Genomic DNA, 24874 nt, shown 5'->3' with positions numbered 1-24874 from the left:
TGCCGAGGCGGCCATAAGACTTTTGACCTCAATACTGCTCTAACTTTTTAATCGTATTTCCCCGGTAGCCACGAATGGCAATAGGAATCCAGCCCAGAATGGGAATAAAGAAGCTGATGGTAAACGGATTGCGCCAGATCATACGTAGCCAGGCACCCGGGCTGGTCAGATTAAGGTTGATATTGCGGCGGCCTTCTTTCACGTACTGCCGCTCAAACTCAGTGAATAAGGCCGGCCAGGCAAAAGGCAGAAAGAAGGGGAAATAGCGGCTGTTTTCTTTCATGCGCTGCCATAGTTCCTGCCAGCAGTACGGGTGCCGGCCGTGTTGCTGCACGGCGGCATCCAGTTCCTGCTGCATATGCTGGCGTACCTGCTCGCTGAGTTCTAAGTACTCCTCCCGGCTTAGCTCATCGTGGGCTTTAGAGGTTAGCTCATAGGGGCTGATGCGCTTACCGAGCACAAAGGTGAGTTTGGCCGGAAAGGCCATATAGAAACACCAGGGCTGCAGCAGCACCAGCAAAATAATGGGTCCCAGCGGCAAAAAGGGAATCCCAATTTTCTTGCTCAGGCGGTTTATCCAGTCCCAGCTATACGCATAGGGGTTCAGGTATTCGCCGTTGATGGTGTAAAACGGCACAATATCGGTGCGGTGCTGAATGCCAAGGCGCAGCATGCTGGTGGCCATGCGCTGCAGCTGGTACTTGCGGTTAAACCCCTTCCCGATGCCCGGCACGCCCTCCGGATACAGCATCAGGTTGTGCTCCTGGTAGTACATCATCGTCTCGAAATTGAGCGTGGTGGCATCAACACAGCCACACTTTTTCCAGAAGTCCCGCACCAGAAACGGGTTCATGAGCGTGGACTTGGACAGCAGCGGCGCCGACAGCGGGCGGGGCAGATCGTCCGGCTTGGGCAGGCAGCGCATCAGGTGCGCCAGGGCCACCATAGCATCCCAGGGAAAGGCCATGCCGGAGTGGTTGGAGGCAAAAATCAGGGGGCGGTCGGGGTTGTTGCGCTGCGGAAAGTCCTCGAAGCCCACTAGCTTGGAGCGAAACCAGACCCGGTCGAGCAATTGCAGGATGTTTTCATCCAGCTCGCGGGCAAATTCTTCGTCGAAATAATCAGAATAGATGTGCTGATTTTCCCGAATGCCGGGTGGTGGCTGGGGCAGCGCGGACGAAGTGGCCGTGGGCATTGGGTGGAAATCGGGCAGAAATGACGGGCTTGTAAGGTAGGATTTTTCGCCTAACCCCAATTATATCTGCCGCCTCAGCTTCACCATAGCGGTGTGCAGTTCCCCATCGGAGCGGCGCACCACCAGCAGAATGCTACGCCCATCGGCAGAATGTAATAACCGACTGAGTTGGGTAAGCGTGTAGGTGTTGGCCGGCAGCATGTTAATAGCCACCAGCTGGTCGCCGGGTTGCAGTTTTGCTTCCGCGGCCGGAGATGCCGGCTGAATTTTCACCACGATAAAGGAGCGAAAATCAGGGCCGGTTGCTACCAGATCCAGGCCGCACATATCGTGCTCAAAAGGGTCGTGGTACAGGGAGTTGGGCTTTAGCAGCAGCCGGTTGTGCGGGTAGTCAATAACAAGGGAGAAGCGCTTAAGCAACTCCAGGCCAATGTTGCCATTGCGGAAGGTTTCGGTGCGCTGGCGCACATCGGCATCATCGGGGAAAGAGGTCAGGAGGTTGTCGAGGTGATATTTTCCCAGCTGCATGGAGGTTACCCGGCCCATATATCCGTTGATATAGCCGCTGAGGCCGCGCCCCAGCTGGGTGCGCAGTACTTTGGGCGGTAGGGTCAGGCGCTTATCGGAGCCGGTTTCCAAAGAAAGGGCATGTCCGGCGCCCGTGTCCAGAATCAGCTTTAGTGGGAGCGTTAGCGAATCGTGCAGGGTGACATTAGTGGTGATGTAAGCCTTGTCACCCTCCATTTCCAGGGGCAAACTGGACCAGCGCCGGCCCCGGGGGTGCTTGTATTTCACGGGGTCAAACAACACCAACCGACCTTCACTGGGCTGCACCTCCACAATAAAGCTCTGGAACAGGTCCCGGCCCAGAATGCCATGAATGGGTACACCTACGTAGCTGGAGAGGTCCAGCACATCATCAGAAAAAACCAGCATGTCGAGCTTGGGGGCCACTACACCGGCCAGTTCCACCCGCACGCCTTCCGTCATAAAAGCCTCCAGGGCCGTTTCCTCGCCTACGCCGGCCACCCGAAACCGCTGCCCTTCCGCCAGCTGCAATTGTTGCTGTAAATGCGGATCGGTGATAAGGGAGGTACCCACACCAGTATCGAGCATGAAGTTATACGGCCCCTTGCCGTTGAGCTGGGCACTTACGATGATGAGGTTGCGCTGCAGGTCGAAGGGCAGCTCCACCCGATGCTTGCGCGCCTTTGCAAACTGAAACACTGCCGGCTGGCTGAAACCGGGGGCCACCAACAGCAGCAACACCACAACCAGCAGCGCCCAGCAGCGGATCCGCGGCAGGTAATAAGCATGAGCAAAGGTGAACAGGAGGGCAGGCATCAGGGCAACATAGATATCGGGTAATATAAGAAAAATGCACTTCTGAAACCAGCCTTTTCGGTGCATTAGTCGGGTATTTCCCAGGCGCCACCAGCAGCGTAATGCAGGTAACCGTGTTGTATATGCAGGGGGCTGGCGATGTTATTATGGTAGAGTTGCCCGGTACCCAGGCCCTGCGGAAAATCACCTACCTGCAGAGCTGCTGTGAGTTGGCTCACGGCATTGAGGCCAATATTGGATTCCAGGGCGGAGGTAAGCCACCAGCCAATGCCCCGCTCCTTAGCCAGCGCTACCCAGCGCCGGGTGGCCGCAAATCCTCCCAGCAACGTAGGTTTCAGAATAATATATGCAGGCTGCAACGCATCCAGCAGGGCGGCTTGCTTCTGGGCATCCGTTACGCCAATCAACTCTTCATCCAGGGCAATGGGCACGGGTGAGGTTTGACACAGGGTGGCCATGAGGTTTGGCTGCCCGGGTTGCACTGGCTGTTCAATGGAATGCAGGCTAAAAGCAGCCAGCTGTTCCAGGCGCTGCGCTGCGTTTTCAGGGCTGAAGGCTCCATTGGCATCTACCCGCAACGTTAGCTCTTGCGGGCTGGCTACGGCCCGGATTTCCGCCAGCAGCTCCAATTCCGTGGCAAAATCCAGGCTCCCGATTTTAAGTTTCAGGCAGGAATAGCCCTCCCCTAGCTTCCGGCGAATCTGTTCCCGCATAAAGGCAGCATCCCCCATCCAGATCAGGCCATTGATGGGCAGGCCGACTTCTCCCCGGCTAAAGGCAGTATCAAAGAGGATGCGGCGGCCTACGTGCAGCCAGTCCAGAGCAGCGGCTTCCAGGGCAAAGCGGATGGATGGCCACTCCGGCGCAACCAGCACCGGCACTTCTTCCGGAGTAAATTGCTGATAACCGGCCGCGTTAAAGCGGGTGCATAGGTCCCTGAGAAACGCTTCTATATCGGGCCGGTGGTCGGGGCTGAGACCGGCCAAAGGAGCTGCTTCGCCAATGCCCTGAACTTGTGGTTGGCGCTCATCCGTGAGATGCAGGTACCAGGCTATATGCTCTGTCAGGGCACCACGGGAAGTACGGGCCGGAAAGTTGAACTGCAAAGCACGGCGGGAGTAGCGCAGGTGTAAAGCCATGGCGAACTAGTTATGAAAGAGAAGGGCAAATAACGACGGGTTTCGCTCTACCCCTTATCAACCTGGCCCAATGCTACGTATTTGCCGGTAAAAGCTGTTTGGTATGGATAGGGCCCGAAAACCTGACCCAGGCTTCAGCAGTTATTGAAATACCTACCTTTCCGCCCTAACCCTGCCACGCCATGCCTGAAGTCCTGACTCCTGCCACCCGCACCGGCGAAGCGCTGTTGGCCCGCTATTCCCTGGTACGGGCCCAAACGGAGGCCATCTGCCGGCCGTTGCTGCCTGAGGATACCGTGGTGCAGCCCATGCTGGATGTTAGCCCGCCCAAATGGCATCTGGCGCATACCACCTGGTTTTTTGAGACGTTTCTGCTACGCGAATATCTACCGGACTACACCGTTTTCCACCCGGAGTATGCCTACCTGTTCAACTCCTACTATAACTCCCTGGGCAGCCGGGTAAACCGCGCCGACCGAGGCACCATCTCCCGCCCTGCTCTGGCCGATGTGTATGCTTACCGCGCCGCCGTGGACCTTGCCATCCGCCGCCTGCTGGATGCTTATGCCAGCGAGCTGCCCGCAGTTTTTTTCGAGCTATTTGAGCTGGGCCTGCAACACGAGCAGCAACACCAGGAACTTCTGCTTACCGATATTCAGTACATTCTCAGCACCAGCCCCCTGGCCCCGGCTTATCGGGCGGCTCCCCCAAAAAACATCGAAGCCCCACTGCCCCCGCCTGCCGCCTGGCTGCCCGTGGCGGGAGGCGTATATACTATCGGCCAGCAGGAACCAGGGTTCTGCTTCGATAATGAGCTCCCGAGCCACCCCACCTACGTAGGAGACTTCAGCCTGCAAAACCGGCTGGTGACTAACGCCGAGTACCTGGCATTTATGGAGGCCGGCGCTTACAAGGACTTCCGTTTCTGGCTGGGCGAAGGTTGGGATATGGTGCAGCAGCAAGGCTGGCAAGCTCCTTTGTACTGGGTGCACCGCCCGGAAGGCTGGTTTCAGTTTACCATGCGCGGACTGCAGCCCCTGCAGCTGGCGGCACCAGTCACGCACGTTAGCTTTTATGAGGCAGATGCCTACGCCAACTGGGCCGGGGCGCGGCTGCCCACTGAGGCAGAATGGGAAATTGCCGCCCGCCAGTTTGCCCCCACTACCCCACAAGGCAACTTTCAGGAAAGTGGGCTGTATCATCCTAAACCACTCGCTGCAGATGCCTCACCCACGGAATGTCATCAATTGTGGGGCGACGTTTGGGAATGGACGTACTCGGCATATCACCCTTACCCGGGCTACCACAAAGCAGCCGGGGCGCTGGGGGAGTACAACGGCAAGTTTATGGTAAATCAGCTGGTGCTGCGCGGGGGCTCCTGCGCCACGCCCGCCAGCCATATCCGGTTGAGCTACCGCAATTTCTTCCATGCTGATAAGCGCTGGCAGTTTACCGGCATCCGGCTGGCCCGCTAGCCACTTTCTTCGGCTGAAAAGCCATTTTCTTCATCTCCGCTTTCCCTTATGCCTGCTTCTTCCACTGCGCCAGCCTCTGTTGCGGATACTGCCCTTGCCCACCACGTGCGCCAAGGCCTGAGCCACACGCCCAAAACCTTATCATCGATGTACTTCTATGATGATGAGGGCAGCCGGCTTTTTCAGCAAATTATGCAGCTCCCGGAGTACTACCCTACGCGCACCGAGCTGGGCATTTTTACCGGTCAGAAGGCCGAAATTAGCCAGGCGCTGCGGCCGGCTGGCAACAAACCGTTTCGGCTGCTGGAGTTGGGTGCCGGCGACGGTCTGAAAACGAAAGTGCTGCTGCGGCATTTGCTGGAGCAGCGTGCTGCTTTTACCTATGAGCCGGTGGACATCTCAGGCGGGGCACTGGCCGGGCTGGCGGAAAGCCTGCAGCGGGAGCTGCCCCAGCTGCAGGTAGAGCCTATTGAAACCGATTATTTCTCGGCGCTGGCGGAGGTGCGGCAAGATGCAGCTCCCAAAGCGGTACTGTTTCTGGGTTCTAATATTGGCAACTTTTTGCCCGATGACCGGCAGCAGTTCCTCCGGCAGCTTTCTTCCCATCTGGCTCCCGCCGACCGGCTGCTCATTGGTTTCGATCTGCAGAAAGACCCGCGCCTTATTCGTGCGGCTTACGATGACAGCCAAGGCGTTACGGCGGCCTTCAACCTAAACCTGTTTACCCGCCTAAACCGCGAGCTAGGGGCTGACTTCGACCTGAAGCACTGGGCCCACTATACTGACTATGACCCGCTAAGCGGCGCTGTGCGCTCCTTCCTGGTGAGCCGCCGGGCCCAGACGGTGCATTTTACCGCGTTGGATTTCAGCGTGCCCTTTGCCGCCTGGGAAGTCATTCACACCGAAAATTCCTACAAATTTACCCGTCCTCAAATTGAGGAACTGGCGGCGGCGGCTGACCTGCAGGTGGTGGCCTTCTTCACGGATGAGCGGCAATACTTTGCCGATGTGGTGCTGGCTCCTGTCCAATAGCTTTCCTTGTTGATCTTACCATTGTGTCATCCTCTGCTGCCCTAATCAGCCTGGCATCGGGCTACCCCCATTTTCCTACCCCGCCGCTGGTCTTGCAGCAGCTGGAACCCTACCTCCAGGGCAGGCCTTTGCCTACTGGCCCGGCGGCAGGACTTCCTGAGTTGCGTGCAGTACTGGCTCACCAGTATCAAGCGGCCAACGTCAGTCCGGAGCAGGTGGTGGTAACGGCGGGCACCAAAGCGGCGCTGTTTGCCGTACTGCGCGCCGCGCTGCGCCCCGGCGATGAAGTGCTGCTGCCCACGCCCAATTGGTTTGGGTTCGATGCCCTGATAGCGGAAGCTGGCGGCACTTTAAAGACCTTCCCCCTTTCGCCGGATGATGGATATACCCTCTCCCCCGAAAAGTTAGCAGCCGCCCTCACACCGCGTACCCGGATATTGCTGTTTACCAACCCCTGCAACCCTACTGGTCGCATTTATACCAGCGCAGAAATAGAGGCCCTGCTGCACGTAACCCGCCGCCATCCGCATATGCTGGTGCTCAGCGACGAAATTTATAACCTTGTCACGTTTGGGCCTCCGGTACCTTCCTTGCTCGATTTTCCCGATCCGCAGCAGCAACACGTGGTAGTGAATGGTTTTTCCAAGTCGCTGGCCATGGTGAGCTGGGGCCTGGGCTACCTGGTAGCTCCCGTAGAACTGGCGCAAAAGTGCGCGCGCTGGCAGCATGCAACCGGCGGCGCGGTGGCCAGCCTTAATCAATTGGCCGGACTAGCTGCCGCCAGCAACGCCGGCCCTATTGCCGCGGATTTGCTGGCTAAGCTGCAGCCGTTGCGCCAGCTTTTGTTGCAGGGGCTACAAGATATTCCACAAGTGCGCTTGGCACCTACGGAAGGCACGTATTATGCCTTCCCGGATTTTCGGGGTTTTCTTGACTCCTCCCTCTCTCCCACGGCAGCCTCGCATGCACTTACCTGCCAGCTGCACGAAGCCGGGGTGGACGTAGTGGACGGCGCTGGCTGCCATGCACCCGGGTTTATGCGCATTTCCTGCGCCGTGCCGGAATCAGCTTTGCGTACGGCTCTGGAGCGGTTGCGGGGTGCATTGCTGAAGCAGTAAGGTAAGCTAAGGATGATCGGCCCGCGGTAGGGTTGTACCTTTGCGGTTGATTCGTTTCTTCTGTTGCCATGCCACTTACTGCTATCCGCCCGCATATTAAACCCACCCTTTTGCTGGCCTACCCCGTGGTTCTGAGCCAGCTGGGCCACATTATGGTGAGTGTCTGCGACAGTATCATGGTGGGCCAGACGGGTACCGTTCCCCTGGCTGCGGTATCCTTGGGCGTCAGCGTCAGTACCGTAGTAATGGTGTTCGGGCTGGGCCTTTCCATGAGTATTACGCCGCTGGTAGCTACCGCCGACGGGCAGCGGGATATTCTTCGTATCGGACAGCTGCTTATCAATGGGGTAATGCTCTGCACCGTTGCCGGCCTGGTGCTAGCTGCTTTTGGTTTGATTGTCCCGGATTTGCTCGGGTATCTGAATCAGCCTGCCGAGGTAGTGAAGCTAGCGGCCCCCTGGGTGCGCGTGCTTTTTGCCTCCATGATTCCCCTGATGATTTTCCAGGGCTTTAAGCAGTTTGCCGAAGGCCTGGGCCTCACCCGGCAGGCTATGTTCCTGTCTATTATGGCCAACGTGGTTAATGCCCTGTTGTGCTATGCACTGATTTTTGGTCACCTGGGTGCTCCACGCATGGGCATGATGGGCGCTGCCTGGGCCACCCTTATTGCCCGGGTATTAATGGCCGCCCTGATGGCCCTTTATGTTTTGCGTGCCAGTCGCCTAAAGCCGTACCGGGAAGCTGCCGGCAGCTGGCTCACGGCTTCGGGCAGTACCATGCGCCGGCTGCTGGGCTTGGGCATGCCCATTGGGGTGCAGATGATGTTTGAGATGGGAGCCTTCAGTTTCTCGGCTATTATGATTGGCTGGTTGGGCGCTTCGGCGCTGGCAGCGCATCAAATTGCTATTAATGTTGCCTCGGTTACCTACATGGCTGCCAGCGGCATTGCGGCGGCGGCTACCATTCGGGTAGGTAACCAGCGGGGGCTGGGCAGTGCCCACAATACCCGGCAGGCTGGCCTTACAGCTTACTTCCTGACTTTTCTCTTTATGAGCAGCATGGGCTTGTTGCTGATTCTGGGCCGTCATTTCGTGCCCACGCTCTATAACCACGACCCTTCGGTGCTGGCTCAGGCTGCTACATTGCTCCTGATTGCCGCCCTGTTTCAGGTTTCCGATGGTCTGCAGGTAGTAGGCCTGGGGGCGTTGCGGGGACTGGAAGATGTGAAAGTGCCTTCCATAGTGGCCCTGCTGGCGTATTGGGCTATTGCACTGCCACTGGGCTACGGCCTAGGCTTTGGATTAAAGATGGGCGCACCGGGCGTTTGGATCGGGCTACTGACGGGCCTTAGCCTGGTAGCCGGGGTGCTTTTATGGCGTTTTCGTCGACTTAGTGCCTTTGCTGTGAACCAACAAATAGCATTAGCGCGTTAACCAAAAAAATCCTATTTTTGGTTATGATGAATTCTATGCTCTTCCCTATGTTGGTTTGGTTGTCAGCCCTGCTGCCTACCTCCCAACAATCCATTCCGGCGCAAGCTACTCTGGAATGGCAGTCTAACCGCCCCCTGACCTGGTCTGATTTTCAGGCGCGACCTACCCTGCCGGCTGAGCTGGCAGCCTTAACTTCGGCTAATCTGGACGTGCGCGTAAGCTGCGTTAACTACCAGGTTACTACCATCGTACGGGCCGTTTTCACGCCCAGTGAGTCGTGGGTACGCAATGCCTCCCAGGCTAAACCAGAGCTGCTGCGGCATGAGCAGATTCATTTTGACCTAACGGAATTGCACGCCCGGCGCGTCCGGCAGAAGATTGCCTTGGCAAAGTTCAATTGCGACCATCTCCAGCCTGCTCTCAACAACTTCACCCGAATAGCCTTTAATGATTGGCGCCGGGAAGAAGCCCGCTACGATCAGGAAACCAACCACGGCCTGAATGCAGCCAAGCAGCAGGCTTGGGACCAGAATGTGCAGCAGCGCCTGCAGGAGCTTTCGGCGTTTGCGGCAGCAAACTAAGAGTACATACCTCTCAATACACTTTGGGTGGCCGGCGCAATGCCGGCCACCTTTTTTGTGAGCTACGTCCGGCTTTTGGTAGCTTGCCGGCAAAAGCTACCTATGGATTCCGCTTCCTTCATTACCTGGGATGATTTCGCCCGCGTGGATTTGCGCATCGGCACCATTCTGGAAGCCCGGGAGTTTCCCGAGGCGCGCAAACCCGCATATCAGCTTTTAGTAGATCTAGGCCCGGAAATTGGCCTGAAGCGCTCCAGTGCCCAGATAACCCGCCACTATCAACTCCAGGACCTGGTGGGCCGGCAGGTATTGTGCGTGGTCAATTTTCCACCACGCCGCATCGGCCCGTTCAGCTCCGAAATCCTGGTTACCGGCGTGGCTGACGAGCACGGGGACATTGTGCTGACTACAGTAGATGCTCCGGTTCCGAACGGGGCTCGGCTGGCTTAGCCGATTTGCCCCGTAGCCTTACGCCGCGCAGATTCAGCGAGTCAATCACGGCATCGTATACTTCCTGCAGGTCTTTTCCATGGACGCTGTAGTACCGGTACGTCTGCCGGAAGGTGGAGTCGTTGGTATGGTGGCTTTGCAGCAGGCTGTCTTTCACCTGCTCAAACAAGGCCACGGAGGAGTCGCGCGAGAGGTGGGCAGCATCAATGCGGCTTTCCGTCAGGTGCAGTTCCATCAGCAGCCGGGCAAAGTCTGGTTTGGGCAGTAGCTTTTGCGGTGGCACGGGCTCTTCGGGCCGTTGGCAAGCACCTAGTAGTACACTTAGGGCCACAAGTGCCCGGAGGGAGAGACTTTTCACGCTGTAAAGTTAGGAAGATGCGTTAGTTTAGCCGGAATGAATACGCCTCAGGCCACGCCACTACAACTACTGCTGCGCAAACTGCGGCAGTTTGAAATCCGGATCCGCCAGGCCGTGGACGCTCAGTTGCAGGGCGACTTCCACTCCGTATTCAAAGGCACGGGACTGGAATTTGATGATGTGCGCCTGTATCAGTACGGCGACGAGGTGCGGGCCATCGACTGGGCCGTATCCAGCAAAGGCCACGGCACCTTCGTTAAAACCTATAAAGAAGAGCGGGAACAACAGGTATTGCTTCTGCTCGACGTCAGCGCTTCGCAACGTGTGGGCGCCGAAGGCCGGCGCAAGCTGGATGTGGGCCGCGAAATCTGCGGGATTCTGGCCCTGACGGCCGCCCGGCAGTCGGCGCAACTGGGTATCCTGGCTTTTTCCAACCAGAAAGAGCTATATCTGCCGCCGGGCAAAGGCATCCGGCACGCCTATGCTCTCATTAAATCCTTATTTGATTTGGCGCCCCGCTCACCCAGCACGGCCGTGGCGGCTGGCATAAAGCAGGCCCTTGGGCTGCTGAAGCGGCGCTCGGTGGTGGTGCTAATTTCCGATTTTATTGATACGGCCTATGAGCGGGAGCTAACCATGCTGGCCCGCAAGCACGACCTGGTAGTAGTGCAGCTGCTGGACCGCCGCGAGCGGGAGTTTCCGCCCCTAGGTATTGTGCCCCTGCACGACCAGGAAACCAACCGCACGGTGTGGGTAAATACCTCTTCCGCCACCTTCCGGGCGCGCTACCGGGCTACCTATGAACAGAACCGGGAGCAGATCAGCCAGATCTGTCGCCGCCACCGCACCGAGTTTTTATCCATCACCACCGATGCCGACTATCTGCCCCAGTTAGTCAATCTGTTTCGGCGGCGCAATCAGCGAGGCAATCGTGGGTAAGAAACACTGCCTGGTACTGGTTTGGGGCCTGCTAACGGGGCCTGCCCTGGCGCAACCAGACGAAACGCCGCGGGGGCGCTTTCTACGCCCTGCCACGCACGTGGGCGAAGTGGTAGAATATGAGTTGCGCCATACGCATAACCCGGGGCTGGAAGTAATTTTTCCGGATTCAGTGGCCGATTTCAGCCCATTTGAATACCTAGGGCAGCAGTACTACCCTACCCGCACCCGGCAAGGTCGTAGCTTAGACAGAACGGTCTACCGGCTGCGCACTTTCTCGCTGGACTCCGTGCAGCAGCTACGTCTGCCTATAACGGTGCTACGTGGCCGCGATACGCTGACGCTGCTTTCTGCCCCCGCGGCGGTGCGCCTGCTTTACACGGCGCCAAAAACGGTACCTACCACGCTGCCAGCCCTTCGCCAAACCACCACGTTGGTACCCATTGACGACCGGTTTAATTACCCTTACTGGCTGGCCGGACTGAGTGGCCTGCTGCTACTGGGCGGGGGGCTGGTGCTGGCCTTTCGCCGGGCATTGCGCCGCCGCTACCAGCGTTATAAGCTGCGAAAAAACCACGCTTACTTCCTGGCACAATATGCCCGCCACATAGAGCGGTTTGAGTTGTCGCGCTCTACCACCAACATGGAGCGGGCCATTACGCTCTGGAAAAACTACCTTACCCTGCTCGAGAACAATAACCTCAATACCCTTACTACCCGGGAAATTGAAGGCCTGTACAACCATGCGCCATCCGTGAGCACCGCCCTGCGCATCGCCGACCAGGTGATTTACGGCCATATGCTTACGGAGGACACCCAGGAAATTAATCGGGCGTTTGACTTACTGCGCCATTTTGCGGAGGAGCGCTACCAGAAAGCTACTCAACGCGGCGTTCTGGATAGCGCGGTTTATCAGGCGGGCTAGCCTGCCGGTAAAAGTGGTATTTGCGCTCGGTTTGGGCCATATTGCACGCTTGAACTCCATGACGCCATACTTTTTTCTGGTTGCTGCTGTATGCTGACCTTTCTGGAAGGGCTTCGCTACAGTACCCTGACTAGCTATACCTGGGAGTGGCCGCGTGTGCTCTTACTCCTACCGGCGGTGCCCCTGCTGTTTGGGTTACGCTGGCTATTGGCGTACCGCAACCGGCGGCGGCTTGGCGTAGCCTTCGTGGCGGGCCGGCTCCGCACCGATTGGAGTGCTGTGCTGCGGTTTTTGCCGGATGTGGTGCTGGCGCTAAGTATCCTGTTTGGTCTGATTGCTCTGGCCCGCCCCCAGCGCACTGATGAGCGAGTAATACAAAGCGGGGCGGGTATCGATATTCTACTGGTACTGGATGTGTCGGGGTCTATGGAGTTGCAGGACTTGCAGCCTAACCGCCTGGAAGCCGCCAAGCGGGTGGCCCGCGAGTTTGTGGATGGCCGCATGGGTGACCGAATCGGGCTGGTGGCTTTTGCTGGTGATGCTTATTCTTTGGCCCCACTCACCACTGACTACGACCTGCTGCGAGAAAACCTGAAAGAGCTGCACCTGGGCATGATTGCCAATGACGGTACGGCCATTGGCACCGCGCTGGGTGTGGCTACCAACCGTATGCGGGACTCGCCCAGCCAAACCAAAGTGTGTATCCTAATTTCCGACGGGGAAAATACGGCCGGCAACCTCGATCCGCTGCTGGCCGCCCAGTTGGCGCACGCCTATGGCCTGCGCCTCTACACCATCGGGCTGGGCCAGGACGGCACCATCCCCTTCGGCACTGACGAGTTTGGCCGCCCCCGCTACGTAGAAACCCGCTTGGATGAAAGTACCATGCGCCAGCTGGCGGCAGCCGGCGGCGGGCAGTTTTTCCGCGCCACAGACACCCAGGCGCTGCGGCAGATTTTCCGACAGATAGACCGCCTCGAAAAATCTGAAATTCGGCAGACCCGCTTTCGGAACACGCGCGACTATTACCGCTATTACCTCTACTGGTGCGTGGGCCTGTGGGTGTTTTGGCTGGGCCTGAAAAATACATTTCTCACCAATTCTATGGAAGACTAGAGCGGATGGTTGAGCTAATGGCCTGCTTGTTCTGGGCCGCTCTTCACGCTCAGTTTTAGCCTTTACTGATCAATTCCGATGAGCATCGCCGAAAATATACACTTGTTTGAACAGGAGCTGGCCGGCACCAGCTGCCGGCTGGTGGTGGTTACCAAAACCCATCCGGTGGCGCGTTTGCGGGAAGCCTATGAGGCCGGTAGCCGCCTTTTTGGTGAGAACCGGGTGCAGGAAATGGTGGCCAAACAGCCTGAGCTACCCGCCGATATAGAATGGCACCTGATTGGGCATCTGCAGACAAACAAGGTAAAATATATTGCCCCGTTTGTGCATACCGTAGAAAGCATTGACAGCCTGAAACTGCTAGTGGAGCTGGAGAAGCAGGCCGCGCGCTATGGCCGGGTTATTCAGGGCCTGCTACAGTTTCATATTGCAGAAGAGGAAGCCAAAACCGGTCTTTCGCTCCCGGAAGCCGAGGCCATTCTACAGTCAGCTGAGTACCAGGCCATGCGCCATGTGCAGCTGACCGGGGTAATGGGCGTGGCTACTTTCACAAAGGATGAAAACCAACTCCGGCGGGAATTTCGGGAGTTGAAAGGATATTTTGATTTGCTGAAGAGCCGCTATTTTGCTGATCAGCCAGCTTTTCGGGAAATATCCATGGGCATGAGCTCCGACTATAAGCTGGCTATTGCGGAAGGCAGCACCCTGATTCGGGTAGGCAGCGCTATTTTTGGGGCCCGGGAGTAATGGGCTCCTACTGGCTAATTTTAGAAGGCTGGTTGCAACAAGCCCGACTACAAGAGCTATTCCGGTCAAATCCTCCAACAATCCACCCCTAACCGATTCCCTATGTCCGCTCGTTTGATTCTGCAACTCGCTGCTTTCCTGGGGGCACTTGGCGTAGGCATTGGCGCTTTTGGAGCCCATAGCTTACGGCCTATGCTGGAAGCTACTGGCCGGTTTGACACGTTTGAAACGGCCGTGCGCTATCAGTTTTACCACACGCTGGCACTGGCCGCGGTAGGCGTTCTGCTGGCGGCCCGCCCAGAGCTGCGCGGCCTGGGGCTCACGGCTGGTTTATGGCTGGGCGGTATGGTGCTTTTTTGTGGCTCGCTGCTGGCACTGTGCTTCACGGGCTATACCAAGCTGGGCGCTGTAGCGCCCATTGGTGGGCTGCTCTTTATTGCGGGCTGGATCAGCCTGCTGGTGGTGGCCCGCCAGTTGTAGCATTAGCTATTAGTGCGGCTGCGGCACCCCCCCGATGATGACCGTACGAACGGGGTTTTCGCCCAGCCAGTAAGGAATTTCTTCGTAGTCGGCTAAGTCCAGCACCAGTATATCGGCCCGCTTGCCGGGCTCCAGGCTACCAATGCTTTCCTGACGGTTGATGGCCCAGGCAGCATTCAGGGTAACGGCCGCAAGAGCCTCGCGGGGCGTGAGCCCCATATTCAAACAGGCCACTGAAAGTGCCAGCCAGAGGTTCTTGCTGGGGCAAGAGCCCGGGTTAAAGTCGGTGCTAATAGCAATGGGCACACCCTGCCGGATCAGTTCCCGGCCCGGCGCATACTGCTGCTGGCGCAGGAATAGCGGCACTAAGGGCAGCAGTACGGCCACTGTGCGGCCCGTTGCAGCTACGCGGGCCGCATCTTCGGCAGAGAGGTAGTCGCAATGGTCTACGCTGATGGCGCCCAGCGCCGCGGCCATAGCGCAGCCGCCCAGGTTGTGCAGCTGCTCGGCGTGGATCTTGAGTTGAAAGCCCAGGTTTTTGGCTTGCGCCAGATACGCCTGGGAATCGGCTATACTAAAGGCACCTTCCTCACAGAAAATATCCACAAACTCGGCCTCGCCCCGCAGCTCCGGTAATACCTCGGCTACCAGATAATCGAGGTAGACGGTGGGCTGGCCTTTGAACTCGGGGGGCACCACGTGGGCGCCCAGGAAGGTGCAGACCACCTGTGCAGCCTGCTGGCGCCCGGCTTCCCGCGCCACGCGCACCAGCCGCAGTTCCGTTTCCTTATCCAGCCCATAGCCGCTTTTGGCTTCCACAGTCGTCACGCCGTAGCGTCGAAACCCTTCCAGATGGTGCAGGGCCTGCGTCAGTAGGTCTTCTTCTGAAGCGGCCCGGGTGGCGCGCACCGTGCTTAGAATACCCCCGCCCGAGGCCAGAATATCCAGGTATGACTCGCCCCGGAGCTTACGCTGAAACTCGTGGGCACGGTTTCCGGCAAAAACCAGATGCGTATGGCACTCCACCAAGCCAGGCATCACTACGCGCCCCCCGGCATCAATTACGGTGGTATCCTCAGCAAGCTGGCTGGAATCCAGCTCGACCATAGGACCAGTGGCCACAATGGTGTCCCCCACGCAGGCCACGTAGGCATTGGGAATGATTTTCCATTCAGTTAGCTCTTCCCTGCTCAGGGGTTGAAGAGACAAACCAGTTTTACTGGCCATGGTTAACAACTGGCTACAGTTCTGGATAAGGAGGGTATAGGGCATGAGAGAAGAATGGGAAGCTTTGATTTAATTTGTTATATAAAAAAATATTTTAATCCTATATTAAGCAGCTAAACGATGGATATTGAGTTGGATAGGCACGGTTAGACAAACCGGTTTTGAGGAATGGGCTGCTGCAAGTTGAATAGTTATCAGTGCGCAAAATGAAAAAATTATTACTCATCCTGGCTTTGGCAATAGTTGATCGGGAGCTATATGCTCAGTTTCCCACAAACAGCTTTGCCGTTACCTCCGCCTGTCCCGCCAGCGCCGGGAACCCCTCTATTCTAAAAAAGATAAATACCGATGGCTCACTCACGACCATTGCCACGGTGCGCGAAGGCTCCACGCCTCTCATTCTAAACGCGCTGGGCTATGATAATAATCCGGACGTAGCTCTGCGCGCAGCCTACGGCCTGAATGTAGTGCAGCCCCTTACCATCAGTAATTTTCAGACCCCACCCAACTTATATAAGATTAACCTGGCTACGGCGCAGGCTACCAAAATTGGGGCAATAGTACCACCATCAGTTCCGGGGCCCACTTTTACCACCGTGTTTCTTAGCCAGACCCTGAATTTTGTGGGAGATGGTAGTCCGGCTTCCGTTTATTACGTGGGTGCTGCCACCTTCCGATATGGGCTATTTACGGGCCAGATAGATATGGTGAAGCTCTACGTAGGCACGGTTCCGCTGCTCCCGGTACCCAGCGCTACGGCTACCTGGCGACTGTTGGATATCAGTGACCCAGCTACGGCACAGGTGATAGAAAATTTTCGGCTACAGGTGCAGGCCTTTATCAGTTCTGGAGGCAGCAGCGCTACGCCCGAAGGCGGGATTCAGGATTGGGTATTTGATTCTTTCTCAGGAAATCTGGTGAGCTATCTGGGCCAGGAGTTTAAGTTTCTTACTATCAAAAACCCTGGCTCGGCACCGGTTGCTACCACCACGCTTATTCCCGCTGCCAACCGTATTCCCACCCCAAGCCCGCAGGATATTGGCTCCATGTTCACCGATAAAGTGGGGAATATGTACGTGGTAACGGCCAATAGCGGCAGCATCTTCCGGATAGACCGCACCACTGGCTTTTATACCGGCCTGGCATTTCCCGGCACGTTTGGCTGCTCACGCGGCGATGCGGTAAGCTTTGCCGGGGCATTGCCGCTACCTGTTAGCCTGGTTAGCTTTACGGCCCGTGCCGCAGCCGGACAGGTAGTGCTGCAGTGGGAAACCGCTACCGAAGACCAAACACGGCAGTTTGTTGTGCAGCGTAGTCAGGATGGGCTTAGCTGGACGCAGGTAGCCACCGTGCCGGCCACCAGCGCCAGCCACGGCGCCCGTTACCAGGCCCGTGACCAAACGCCCCCCTCGGGCACCTTGTTTTATCGGCTGGCTATGGAGGATTTAGATGGCAGCCTAGCTTACTCCCCGATTGAAACCGTGAATAATCAGCCCCTGACGGCTTGGCGGGTATACCCTAACCCCGCCCACGATTTTATGCTGGTAGAAGGGGCTGCCGGGCCCGGTGAGGTGCTTCTGCTCAATGGCCTGGGGCAGGTGGTACGCCGCCTATCAGCGCCTGCCCGGTTTACGCCGCTACGCATAGCTACTGCCGGGCTGCCCGCTGGCCTGTATTACCTCACGGCCTCCGATGCCGCCGGCGTGGCCTTTTCACAGAAAGTGGAGGTGCGTTAGGGCCGACGCGTGCGCTGGTAATACCAGGTATAGGCGTAGTGCCCCGCAATGCCTAGCCCCACCACCCACAAAACCAGAATAATAGCTCCGGCCACCCAGTTAGGCTTTCTTGCCAGGCCCTGCTCCCGTGCCCGTATTCGCGCCTCATCCATAACCGCGGCCGGTATCAACCGAATACTGAGGGCGATACAGGCGGGCACAATCAGGAGGTCATCCAGGTAACCTAATACCGGAATAAAATCCGGAATCAGGTCGATGGGACTCATGGCGTAGGCTAGGGTAAACCCCATTAATGCCTTGGCATACCAAGGCGTGCGCGCATCCTGCGCGGCATAATACAAGGCATAGAGTTCGGCCTTAAGTGCCTTGGCCTGTGCTTTTAAGTGAGCAAACATGCAGGAGTAGAATACGCCGCAGGAGTTACAGCCACTGCTCTAACCGGTGCGGATGGAGGCTTTTACGTACCCGTGTCTTTCGCAGCTAACCGCGCTAGTGCTGGGGTACTTTCTGTAAGCCGGTAATCCGAGCAATTGGCCGCAGAAGGGCAAAAAGGGTCCCCCATAGCCCATACATCGGTGCCGAGAGTTGAAGCTCCTCCCGAAATTCCTGCATGAGCAACGCCGACTGCAACAACGATGGATTGCCGGCAGCAGAAACCTGCCCATCCTGCGCCAACTGAAAAATGGCCGTCAGGAATTCCTCGCTGCGCAGTGCCGGTGTCGCCGTCCAACGCACCACGGTAGGTAGGTCGGCGGCATTCCAAAAGGTATGGGGCTGCCCCGGCAGCAGACGTAGCACCTCCCCTTTTTTCAACACCCTCTCCCCCTCTTCTAACCGTACATGCAACTCTCCCTGGGTTACTTCAAAGCACGTATGCTGCCGCGGATGAGAGTGACTGGGAGGCTGTATCGTGCTTCTAGGAAATACCACCTCTACCTCCACCTTTTCCCCGTCCGATTCTCTGGCCGTTACTACAAAACGTATAATTTGCCCCGTTACCGGGTTTTCGATAACCTTTCCTTTATAAATCATTACGGCGTATTTCTTACTGAATAATTACCTGTCAAGTGCAAAAACTATAAGCAAATCTTCTGGTATAGACTAGTATATCACTCTACAAATGTAAGCCAACTTGTGGCCGTAAATATCACATATTCATGTGGTTCAGCAATATATATTTTATTATATATAAATCATGCTGCATTAGGTTTTGAAATGCATTTGCAGCCAGCTGTTTTTTGGTGCTCCGTGACAATCTACCGGCTTAGCTGTTGATAGTGTTTTTGGCTCTGTTAATTCTTCTTCTTTTTCTGCATTTCCTGGTATGAAGGCGCTACTGCTGATAGATATTCAAAACGATTTTGTACCCGGTGGCGCGTTGGCTGTACCCGATGGCGACGCTATTATTCCCCTGGTAAATGCACTGCAGACCCAGTTTGAGCTGGTAATAGCTACGCAGGACTGGCACCCGGCCGGGCATAAAAGCTTTGCATCGGCACATGCCGGACAGGCCGTTTTTTCTACTATTGAACTGCATGGCCAGTCGCAGGTGCTCTGGCCCGACCACTGTGCGCAGTCTACAGCGGGGGCAGACCTGCACCCGGCGCTGGAGACCCACCGCATTGAGACTATTTTTCGCAAGGGCATGCACCCCGAGATTGACAGCTACAGCGGCTTTTATGACAACGGCCATCTGAAATCAACCGGGCTGGCCGACTACCTACGCGGCCGTGGCGTAACGCAAGTGTACCTGGCCGGCCTGGCGGCAGATTATTGCGTGTATTTCACGGCTAAAGATGCTTTGGCTGAGGGCTTTGAAACCATTGTATTGGCCGACGCCACCCGCGCTATATCGGAGGAAGGATTTGCCCAGGCCAGGGCTGATATTATTCAGCGGGGCGGGCAGGTGCTGCTCAGTACAGAAGCCCTGGCCACCAGCCGCCAGGAGGCCTAGCATGCTGGCCACAACCGATGCGCCACTTATACTTACGCTGCAGCTGAATGTGGAAGCCTTTGCGTTTTTCAACCAGCTCCGCCAGCAGCATTTTCCACCCGAGCGGAATTACCTCGATGCCCACCTCACGCTGTTTCACCACTTGCCGGGCCCGGATTTGCCCCGGATAGTAGAACAGCTAAGTGCCCTTAGCGCCACGCTGCCGCCCATGCCGCTGCAGGTAACGGGGGTAAGGTTTCTGGGGCAGGGAGTAGCATTTGCGCTGGAAAGCCCCGCGGTAGAGGCCCTGCATCGCCGGCTGCAGCAGCTGTGGCAGTCCTCCCTCACACCGCAGGATCAGCAGCGCCGCAGGCCGCACGTTACTATTCAGAATAAAGTGCACCCCGAAAAGGCAAGGCGTTTATTTGAGCAGTTGCAAAGTGACTTCACCCCCTTTACAGCTATGGGCACCGGGCTGCGCCTGTGGGCATACCAGGGTGGCCCCTGGGCCTTGCTGCAGGCTTTTGATTTTGAGCCTGAGCAGAATGGTTAGCGTGTTAACGCTCCGGCCGTCCGTTAAATATCCGGAACCCCTTTACAGCGTTTCGTCGTAACCTGTACGCATCGATATTTTTATATGAGTACTTCTGACACTTCCGCACCGCTCACCGCTGATGTTATTCTGATTGGAGCAGGCATTATGAGCGCTACCCTGGGCATGATGCTTAAGGAGCTGCGTCCCGAGCTGACCATTGCCGTTTTTGAGCGTCTGGATGTAGCAGCTGCCGAAAGCTCTGATGCCTGGAACAACGCCGGAACCGGCCACTCCGCCTTCTGCGAGCTGAACTACACACCTGAAAAGGCCGATGGCAGCGTTGACATTTCCAAAGCCATTAAGATTGCCGAGCAGTTTGAGCAGTCCAAGCAATTCTGGTCGTACCTGGCGGAGAAATACCAGGTAAAAGAACTCACACGCTTTATCAACCACATTCCGCACATGAGCTTTGTGTGGGGCGATAAGAACGTGGATTTCCTGCGCAAGCGCCATGCTGCCCTGGTGCAGTCACCGCTTTTTCAGGGCATGCAATACTCAGAAAGCCGCGAAGAGCTGGCCCAGTGGATGCCACTGATAATGGAAGGCCGCGACCCGCAGCAGTCCGTAGCGGCCACCCGTATGGACTTGGGCACCGATGTCAACTTCGGTTCCCTCACGCGCGGTATGTTTACCCTGCTGCAGGCCAAGCCGGGGGTATCGTTCTACTTTCACCATAACGTAGAAAAGCTCAAGCAAAAGGAAGACGGCCTCTGGCGAGTGAAAGCCAAAAACCTGGCTTCAGATGCGGAAATAAAAATCCGGGCGCCGTTTGTCTTTATTGGGGCGGGTGGTGGTTCGCTGCCGCTCCTCATCAAATCAGGCATTCCGGAAGGCGCTGGCTTTGGTGGCTTCCCTGTGAGCGGACAGTGGCTGAAGTGCGTGAACCCCGAAGTAATAGCGCGCCACCATGCTAAAGTGTACGGTAAGGCTGCCGTGGGCTCACCGCCTATGTCGGTACCCCACCTGGATACGCGCGTGATAAATGGCAAACAGGAGCTGCTGTTTGGGCCTTATGCGGGCTTCAGTACCAAGTTCCTCAAGCAGGGCTCATACCTGGATCTGCCTTTATCGGTGAAGCTGAGCAACATGCGCCCCATGATTATTGCCGGGCTTAAGAATATGCCGCTGACCAAGTACCTCATTGATCAGGTGCGCCAGTCGCCGGAAGACCGGCTGGAGGCCCTGCGCGAGTATATGCCCACTGCTCAGGGTCCGGACTGGGAGTTGGAAATAGCGGGCCAGCGGGTGCAGGTAATCAAGAAAGATGCGAAGGAAGGTGGCGTGCTGGAGTTCGGCACCGAAGTAGTAGCTGCCTCGGATGGCTCCATTGCCGCATTGCTGGGTGCTTCCCCGGGAGCCTCTACCGCCGTAAGCATCATGCTGGGCCTGGTTAAGCGTTGCTTTCCGCAACAGGCAGCCTCCCCGGAATGGGAGGCTAAAATGCGGGAGATGATTCCGTCCTACGGGCAGGAACTGAACGACAATCCGCAGTTGGTGGAAGAGTTGCGGGCGCATACCAGCGCCGTGCTGGGCCTGAACCAGGCATCTGCCCCGGTGCAATAAGAAATCAACAAGAAACTTTGCTTAGATGCCGCCCCGGCTTGCTGCCGGGGCGGCATTGTTGTGTAGCAGCTGAATGACTTCTTCATCACTAACCTGCTCAAAATCGACGTAGAACTGGCCTACTGCCATAAAATCCTGCGGCTGCAACAGGCATACGTACTCATCAACCAACGGCCGGAGCCGGTGGGCAGCCTGCGGCGGGGCCACTGGCACCGCCACAATTAGTTTGGCGGGCTGGCTGTGGCGAATGGCCTGCACAATGCTGACGATGGTATGCCCAGTGGCAATACCATCATCTACCAAAATAACCGTTTTGCCGTGAAGGTTCGTGGGAGTACGGCCACCCATAAACAGGTGGAAGTTCTCGCGCAGCTTAGCCTGAATGCGGGTCGTTTCTTCCTCAATGTACCGAACGGGCACTCCAGCGGCATTTTCATTCACTACCGAGCCATCCAGCGTAACGGAGCCTATGGCATATTCCCGGTTGTTGGGGTGGCCTATTTTTTTGGAAAGCGCCACCTCCAGCGGAAAGCCCAGGTGTTGCGCAATAACGGCGCCCAGCGGCACCCCACCGCGCGGAATAGCCAGCACAATGCCGTCCTGTCCCCGGTACTTCCGCAGCTTTTCGGCCAGCTGTACAGCCGCGTCATGTCGGTTCAGGAACATCAGCAGGCAGGTTAAGAAGTGGGTTGCGGCACGGGCTGCAGGTAGTTGCTAAACCAGCCAGCAGCCAGCTCTGCTACCTGGTTCAGCGCGCCAGGCTCCTCAAACAGGTGCGTGGCGCTGGGAATAATGGCCAGGCGCCTGGTGCCGGGCAACACGGTCAAGGCTTGCTCATTGAGCGCCAGCACCTCTACATCCAGGCTGCCTACTATTAGCAGCGTAGCTGCCCGCACGTGGGCCAGGCCAGGCCCGGTAAGATCAGGACGCCCGCCGCGCGACACTACCGCGCCAATGCGGGCTGGCAGCAGCGCCGCCGCACCTAGCGCCGAAGCCGCCCCCGTGCTGGCTCCGAAATAGCCAAAGGGTAGCGCAGCCGCAAGGGGAAGACTATCCAGAAAGCGCGTAGCCTCCACCAGCCGCCTGGTGAGCAGCGAAATATCAAACCGGTTGGCGTAGATAGTATCTTCAATCTTGGTGAGCAGATCAAAGAGGAAAGTGCCAATTCCGTGCTGATGCAGCACCTTGGCCACAAAGTTATTGCGGGAGCTAAGGCGGCTGCTGCCGCTGCCATGGGAGAAAATAACCAAGGAACGGGCATTGGTGGGAATTATCAACTCCCCCGTCAGCATTGGCCCCTCTACCGGCACTTCTAACAGCTTGTGAAAGTCGTACGTCATGTGTGTATTGTAGCCGGCTTCTGTGAAGCAACAGCCCGTCCTGCCCTACTGCCTTCCCACTTTCTGTGGTCTATATAAGTTACCAAAAACTCCTGATACCTGAAACATAGCCACCAAAACCGCCTCACTACATACCCATGAGTATTACTTCAAGCTACTGAAACCCTTAGGCCCGCTTACCCAGCCGGGCTCGGTTGTGCAGGCAGATACACTTCGGCCAGCATACACCGAGCACTGCCGCCCCCAATGGTTTCAATGGTAGGAATAGGCAGTGGCACCAGCTCGCAATATCTGCTCAACTCATCCCGCTGCTCAGGAGTAAGCGCATCAAAAGCACTCTGGGACATGGCCAGCAGCTCCCGCCCCGCAACCGGCTGCAACGTGAGCATATTGCCGGCAAAGCGGGCTACCTGCGCCAGCGTGATAGGCACAATTTTATGGCCGGTTGCAGTCAGAAATCCAATAACCGATTCCCTTTCCTCCGTATCGGTAATGCTTTCCAGACACACCACGGCAAAGTCTGCGCCCAGGCACATCATGACGTTGGTATGGTAGATTTCCTTTTGCAGGGCATCGTAGGCCCGGAAAGTCACCGGACGGTAACCCAACTGTGCGCATACTTCCTGCAGCAAGCCGGCATTAGTGCGGGGCGAAAGACAGGCGTAGGCTATGCGGTGCTCGTGGTCGAAGATGATGCTGCCGGTGCCTTCTAGAAAGCGGTCCTGCTGCTCATGGGCCGAGAAATCAAGGATTTCCCGGATGGCAAACTGCTGACCTAAGGCTGCCAGAATATCGGGGCGGCGCTCCGGGCGGCGGTTGGGCGCACACATGGGGTACAACAGCACGCGGCCATCGGGGTGCAGCGTGAGCCAGTTATTGGGAAACACCGCATCGGGTTTGTGCGGCTCGGCGGTATCCTCAAATACCAGCACCTGCATGCCGTGGGCACGCAGCGTAGCTACCATGGCATCAAACTCGGCAAATGCCTGCTGCTGCACTTCATCGGCCTCCAGTCCGGCAATAGTATGCTGAAAATGGTTGGACGCGGCCGTTTCCGCATTAAAGGCAAAGCGGGCCGGGCGAATCAGGAAAACGGTGCGGGCAGATTGCATGTGGGACGAAGCCAGAGTTCGGCACAAAGAAAGTGCTTCCGGGGCAAAAGCCGCCGCACGCTTCTGGCCAGGCTGACTCAGGCCACCAGCTGTGGCCCGGCTTTAAGGGTGCTATACCCTGGCTGCCCCCATAGCTCCTTCATTACCCCATCCAGATCCAGCAAAGCCTGCGCGCAGTTGCCCATAAAAGAAGAGCCATGCATAACGGCCAGCGTTTTGGGCTGCAGTTCAGCCAGCGTCTGCAGCAGCTTGGCAGTATTGGGACTGTAGGGCGTGTACTCCAGCAGCGGCCCTTTTTCATATTCCAGCATCGACTGCCGATGGGCACCCAGAATATCATGGTCGGTAATGGCCGCACAGTTTCCGTTCTGATGAAAAAGGTCGGAGCACAGGAGCGTCTTGTTTGTTTCCTCAAACAGCACACTCGCATCCCAGCCGTGGGGTACGTGGGGCGTGGCAATGAGCCGATAGGCGTATTTGCCGGTCTGCAGCCGCTCGGGTGCAGGCAGCAGCCGGGCCGGCCGGATGGCGTAATCGGCCATATTTATAATGCCGCAGATATCACTGCACACGGCCTGCGCTTGCGGCGCTATCTGCAACCACTCGTTCAGGGCGCCGCATTCATCCATTTCAAAATGGCTAAAGCCAATCCACCGGATGCTGGCAGGGTCCAGAAGCTCCCGTACGGCGGCCAGCACTTCCGGAAACATCAGCCGCATCCCGGCATGGTATAGCAGGGGCTCCTCGTCGCGGATCAGGAAATGATTGAATTGCAGATTGTATTCTTTAACGAATACCGAAATGCGGTATACATCGGGAGCTATTTCAGACACTTTGTACATGGCACTGTGGGCATAGGCGGCTCTTCTTTGCTTCTCTTTCCTCCGATGACGGCCTTGCCCGGCCGTTCCTTCCCGGGAAACTCCCAGACCTGTTGCAGGAAATAAACTACAGAATTACAGCGTCAAAAGCCAGCCCAGCGTTAAGGGAAAGTTTACTCCGTGCATCAGCAAGGCACATCCTGACAGTGGAGCAG

26 protein-coding genes are annotated in these 24874 nt (G+C 57.0%); 15 read left to right on the top strand and 11 right to left on the bottom strand.

Annotated features, from left to right (window positions below):
- Positions 1 to 28 precede the first annotated feature (28 nt).
- From Q4G72_RS13425 to Q4G72_RS13415, 3 genes are all read right to left on the bottom strand, one after another.
- On the bottom strand, positions 29 to 1195 hold the full coding sequence (locus Q4G72_RS13425; RefSeq protein ID WP_303311944.1) for a lysophospholipid acyltransferase family protein: 1167 nt from the start codon (positions 1193 to 1195) through the stop codon (positions 29 to 31).
- A 60-nt stretch (positions 1196 to 1255) separates the two neighbouring features.
- Complete coding sequence (locus Q4G72_RS13420) at positions 1256 to 2539, bottom strand: aspartyl protease family protein (protein ID WP_303311943.1); 1284 nt, start codon at positions 2537 to 2539, stop codon at positions 1256 to 1258.
- A 65-nt stretch (positions 2540 to 2604) separates the two neighbouring features.
- Complete coding sequence (locus Q4G72_RS13415; RefSeq protein WP_303311942.1) at positions 2605 to 3678, bottom strand: o-succinylbenzoate synthase; 1074 nt, start codon at positions 3676 to 3678, stop codon at positions 2605 to 2607.
- Between the two features lie 182 nt (positions 3679 to 3860).
- On the opposite strand from Q4G72_RS13415, the gene egtB reads away from it, so the two are divergent.
- The 6 genes from egtB to Q4G72_RS13385 all read left to right on the top strand — a co-directional run bounded on the left by egtB (position 3861) and on the right by Q4G72_RS13385 (position 9767).
- Entirely contained in the window at positions 3861 to 5153 is a 1293-nt protein-coding gene (gene egtB / locus Q4G72_RS13410) for an ergothioneine biosynthesis protein EgtB (protein WP_303311941.1), read from the top strand.
- Between the two features lie 48 nt (positions 5154 to 5201).
- Complete coding sequence (gene egtD, locus Q4G72_RS13405; protein ID WP_303311940.1) at positions 5202 to 6185, top strand: L-histidine N(alpha)-methyltransferase; 984 nt, start codon at positions 5202 to 5204, stop codon at positions 6183 to 6185.
- A 23-nt stretch (positions 6186 to 6208) separates the two neighbouring features.
- Positions 6209 to 7303: a pyridoxal phosphate-dependent aminotransferase gene (locus Q4G72_RS13400; RefSeq protein WP_303311939.1), complete on the top strand. Its 1095-nt coding sequence runs from the start codon at positions 6209 to 6211 to the stop codon at positions 7301 to 7303.
- 68 nt (positions 7304 to 7371) lie between these two features.
- Complete coding sequence (locus Q4G72_RS13395) at positions 7372 to 8736, top strand: MATE family efflux transporter (RefSeq protein WP_303311938.1); 1365 nt, start codon at positions 7372 to 7374, stop codon at positions 8734 to 8736.
- A gap of 47 nt (positions 8737 to 8783) precedes the next feature.
- On the top strand, positions 8784 to 9317 hold the full coding sequence (locus tag Q4G72_RS13390) for a DUF922 domain-containing protein (RefSeq protein WP_303311937.1): 534 nt from the start codon (positions 8784 to 8786) through the stop codon (positions 9315 to 9317).
- Positions 9318 to 9419: 102 nt separating this feature from the next.
- On the top strand, positions 9420 to 9767 hold the full coding sequence (locus tag Q4G72_RS13385; protein ID WP_303311936.1) for a tRNA-binding protein: 348 nt from the start codon (positions 9420 to 9422) through the stop codon (positions 9765 to 9767).
- Here Q4G72_RS13385 and Q4G72_RS13380 read toward each other — a convergent pair.
- A complete protein-coding gene (locus tag Q4G72_RS13380) occupies positions 9724 to 10125 on the bottom strand; it encodes a DUF4296 domain-containing protein (RefSeq protein WP_303311935.1) in 402 nt (133 codons plus the stop codon). The genes Q4G72_RS13385 and Q4G72_RS13380 overlap by 44 nt on opposite strands.
- Before the next feature lie 36 nt (positions 10126 to 10161).
- Here Q4G72_RS13380 and Q4G72_RS13375 point away from each other — a divergent pair, with 36 nt between their 5' ends.
- The 5 genes from Q4G72_RS13375 to Q4G72_RS13355 all read left to right on the top strand — a co-directional run bounded on the left by Q4G72_RS13375 (position 10162) and on the right by Q4G72_RS13355 (position 14332).
- The gene (locus tag Q4G72_RS13375) at positions 10162 to 11064 is read left to right on the top strand and encodes a DUF58 domain-containing protein (RefSeq protein ID WP_303311934.1); all 903 of its coding nucleotides are present in this window, start codon (positions 10162 to 10164) and stop codon (positions 11062 to 11064) included.
- Positions 11057 to 11989 (top strand): hypothetical protein, encoded by a 933-nt coding sequence (locus tag Q4G72_RS13370; protein ID WP_303311933.1) that lies wholly within the window; start codon positions 11057 to 11059, stop codon positions 11987 to 11989. Before Q4G72_RS13375 ends, Q4G72_RS13370 begins: the two co-directional genes overlap by 8 nt.
- A gap of 90 nt (positions 11990 to 12079) precedes the next feature.
- Positions 12080 to 13105: a vWA domain-containing protein gene (locus tag Q4G72_RS13365; protein WP_303311932.1), complete on the top strand. Its 1026-nt coding sequence runs from the start codon at positions 12080 to 12082 to the stop codon at positions 13103 to 13105.
- 78 nt (positions 13106 to 13183) lie between these two features.
- Positions 13184 to 13852, top strand: a complete 669-nt coding sequence (locus tag Q4G72_RS13360) for a YggS family pyridoxal phosphate-dependent enzyme (RefSeq protein ID WP_303311931.1) — start codon at positions 13184 to 13186, stop codon at positions 13850 to 13852.
- A 102-nt stretch (positions 13853 to 13954) separates the two neighbouring features.
- On the top strand, positions 13955 to 14332 hold the full coding sequence (locus Q4G72_RS13355) for a DUF423 domain-containing protein (RefSeq protein WP_303311930.1): 378 nt from the start codon (positions 13955 to 13957) through the stop codon (positions 14330 to 14332).
- A 9-nt stretch (positions 14333 to 14341) separates the two neighbouring features.
- On the opposite strand, the gene hutI is transcribed toward Q4G72_RS13355, so the two are convergent.
- The gene (gene hutI, locus Q4G72_RS13350; protein ID WP_303311929.1) at positions 14342 to 15604 is read right to left on the bottom strand and encodes an imidazolonepropionase; all 1263 of its coding nucleotides are present in this window, start codon (positions 15602 to 15604) and stop codon (positions 14342 to 14344) included.
- A gap of 161 nt (positions 15605 to 15765) precedes the next feature.
- Between hutI and Q4G72_RS13345 the strand changes: the two genes are divergently transcribed.
- A complete protein-coding gene (locus Q4G72_RS13345) occupies positions 15766 to 17295 on the top strand; it encodes a T9SS type A sorting domain-containing protein (RefSeq protein WP_303311928.1) in 1530 nt (509 codons plus the stop codon).
- Here the strand turns inward: Q4G72_RS13345 and Q4G72_RS13340 are convergent.
- Positions 17292 to 17690 (bottom strand): YkvA family protein, encoded by a 399-nt coding sequence (locus tag Q4G72_RS13340; protein WP_303311927.1) that lies wholly within the window; start codon positions 17688 to 17690, stop codon positions 17292 to 17294. The genes Q4G72_RS13345 and Q4G72_RS13340 overlap by 4 nt on opposite strands.
- Before the next feature lie 94 nt (positions 17691 to 17784).
- Positions 17785 to 18327, bottom strand: coding sequence for a cupin domain-containing protein (locus Q4G72_RS13335; protein WP_303311926.1), 543 nt, complete (start codon positions 18325 to 18327; stop codon positions 17785 to 17787).
- A gap of 292 nt (positions 18328 to 18619) precedes the next feature.
- Here Q4G72_RS13335 and pncA point away from each other — a divergent pair, with 292 nt between their 5' ends.
- From pncA to Q4G72_RS13320, 3 genes are all read left to right on the top strand, one after another.
- Entirely contained in the window at positions 18620 to 19249 is a 630-nt protein-coding gene (gene pncA / locus Q4G72_RS13330; RefSeq protein WP_303311925.1) for a bifunctional nicotinamidase/pyrazinamidase, read from the top strand.
- A 1-nt stretch (position 19250) separates the two neighbouring features.
- A complete protein-coding gene (locus Q4G72_RS13325) occupies positions 19251 to 19781 on the top strand; it encodes a 2'-5' RNA ligase family protein (protein WP_303311924.1) in 531 nt (176 codons plus the stop codon).
- 84 nt (positions 19782 to 19865) lie between these two features.
- Entirely contained in the window at positions 19866 to 21386 is a 1521-nt protein-coding gene (locus Q4G72_RS13320) for a malate:quinone oxidoreductase (RefSeq protein ID WP_303311923.1), read from the top strand.
- Positions 21387 to 21407: 21 nt separating this feature from the next.
- Here Q4G72_RS13320 and Q4G72_RS13315 read toward each other — a convergent pair whose 3' ends face one another.
- The 4 genes from Q4G72_RS13315 to Q4G72_RS13300 form a co-directional block, all read right to left on the bottom strand.
- A complete protein-coding gene (locus tag Q4G72_RS13315) occupies positions 21408 to 22052 on the bottom strand; it encodes a phosphoribosyltransferase (RefSeq protein WP_303311922.1) in 645 nt (214 codons plus the stop codon).
- 11 nt (positions 22053 to 22063) lie between these two features.
- The gene (locus tag Q4G72_RS13310) at positions 22064 to 22726 is read right to left on the bottom strand and encodes a dienelactone hydrolase family protein (protein WP_303311921.1); all 663 of its coding nucleotides are present in this window, start codon (positions 22724 to 22726) and stop codon (positions 22064 to 22066) included.
- Positions 22727 to 22902: 176 nt separating this feature from the next.
- On the bottom strand, positions 22903 to 23838 hold the full coding sequence (gene ctlX / locus Q4G72_RS13305) for a citrulline utilization hydrolase CtlX (protein WP_303311920.1): 936 nt from the start codon (positions 23836 to 23838) through the stop codon (positions 22903 to 22905).
- A 77-nt stretch (positions 23839 to 23915) separates the two neighbouring features.
- Positions 23916 to 24680, bottom strand: coding sequence for an oxygen-binding di-iron domain-containing protein (locus tag Q4G72_RS13300; RefSeq protein WP_303311919.1), 765 nt, complete (start codon positions 24678 to 24680; stop codon positions 23916 to 23918).
- Positions 24681 to 24874 lie beyond the last annotated feature (194 nt).

The organism is Hymenobacter sp. BT730, assembly GCF_030542105.1.
Classification (GTDB): Bacteria; Bacteroidota; Bacteroidia; order Cytophagales; family Hymenobacteraceae; genus Hymenobacter.
Note: the sequence above shows the minus strand (reverse complement) of the source record. Positions and strands in the feature narration are given on the sequence as shown.

Excerpts from the sequence above, each read along its gene's own strand:
- Q4G72_RS13340 (WP_303311927.1), bottom strand. The coding sequence starts at position 17,690 with ATGTTTGCTCACTTAAAAGCACAGGCCAAGGCACTTAAGGCCGAACTC.
- Q4G72_RS13335 (WP_303311926.1), bottom strand. The coding sequence starts at position 18,327 with ATGATTTATAAAGGAAAGGTTATCGAAAACCCGGTAACGGGGCAAATT.
- Q4G72_RS13385 (WP_303311936.1), top strand. The coding sequence starts at position 9,420 with ATGGATTCCGCTTCCTTCATTACCTGGGATGATTTCGCCCGCGTGGAT.
- Q4G72_RS13300 (WP_303311919.1), bottom strand. The coding sequence starts at position 24,680 with ATGTACAAAGTGTCTGAAATAGCTCCCGATGTATACCGCATTTCGGTA.
- Q4G72_RS13320 (WP_303311923.1), top strand. The coding sequence starts at position 19,866 with ATGAGTACTTCTGACACTTCCGCACCGCTCACCGCTGATGTTATTCTG.
- Q4G72_RS13420 (WP_303311943.1), bottom strand. The coding sequence starts at position 2,539 with ATGCCTGCCCTCCTGTTCACCTTTGCTCATGCTTATTACCTGCCGCGG.
- Q4G72_RS13315 (WP_303311922.1), bottom strand. The coding sequence starts at position 22,052 with ATGTTCCTGAACCGACATGACGCGGCTGTACAGCTGGCCGAAAAGCTG.
- Q4G72_RS13415 (WP_303311942.1), bottom strand. The coding sequence starts at position 3,678 with ATGGCTTTACACCTGCGCTACTCCCGCCGTGCTTTGCAGTTCAACTTT.
- Q4G72_RS13310 (WP_303311921.1), bottom strand. The coding sequence starts at position 22,726 with ATGACGTACGACTTTCACAAGCTGTTAGAAGTGCCGGTAGAGGGGCCA.
- egtD (WP_303311940.1), top strand. The coding sequence starts at position 5,202 with ATGCCTGCTTCTTCCACTGCGCCAGCCTCTGTTGCGGATACTGCCCTT.
- Q4G72_RS13395 (WP_303311938.1), top strand. The coding sequence starts at position 7,372 with ATGCCACTTACTGCTATCCGCCCGCATATTAAACCCACCCTTTTGCTG.
- Q4G72_RS13375 (WP_303311934.1), top strand. The coding sequence starts at position 10,162 with ATGAATACGCCTCAGGCCACGCCACTACAACTACTGCTGCGCAAACTG.
- pncA (WP_303311925.1), top strand. The coding sequence starts at position 18,620 with ATGAAGGCGCTACTGCTGATAGATATTCAAAACGATTTTGTACCCGGT.
- Q4G72_RS13360 (WP_303311931.1), top strand. The coding sequence starts at position 13,184 with ATGAGCATCGCCGAAAATATACACTTGTTTGAACAGGAGCTGGCCGGC.
- Q4G72_RS13425 (WP_303311944.1), bottom strand. The coding sequence starts at position 1,195 with ATGCCCACGGCCACTTCGTCCGCGCTGCCCCAGCCACCACCCGGCATT.
- Q4G72_RS13325 (WP_303311924.1), top strand. The coding sequence starts at position 19,251 with ATGCTGGCCACAACCGATGCGCCACTTATACTTACGCTGCAGCTGAAT.
- Q4G72_RS13390 (WP_303311937.1), top strand. The coding sequence starts at position 8,784 with ATGTTGGTTTGGTTGTCAGCCCTGCTGCCTACCTCCCAACAATCCATT.
- Q4G72_RS13355 (WP_303311930.1), top strand. The coding sequence starts at position 13,955 with ATGTCCGCTCGTTTGATTCTGCAACTCGCTGCTTTCCTGGGGGCACTT.
- Q4G72_RS13365 (WP_303311932.1), top strand. The coding sequence starts at position 12,080 with ATGCTGACCTTTCTGGAAGGGCTTCGCTACAGTACCCTGACTAGCTAT.
- hutI (WP_303311929.1), bottom strand. The coding sequence starts at position 15,604 with ATGCCCTATACCCTCCTTATCCAGAACTGTAGCCAGTTGTTAACCATG.
- ctlX (WP_303311920.1), bottom strand. The coding sequence starts at position 23,838 with ATGCAATCTGCCCGCACCGTTTTCCTGATTCGCCCGGCCCGCTTTGCC.
- Q4G72_RS13345 (WP_303311928.1), top strand. The coding sequence starts at position 15,766 with ATGAAAAAATTATTACTCATCCTGGCTTTGGCAATAGTTGATCGGGAG.
- egtB (WP_303311941.1), top strand. The coding sequence starts at position 3,861 with ATGCCTGAAGTCCTGACTCCTGCCACCCGCACCGGCGAAGCGCTGTTG.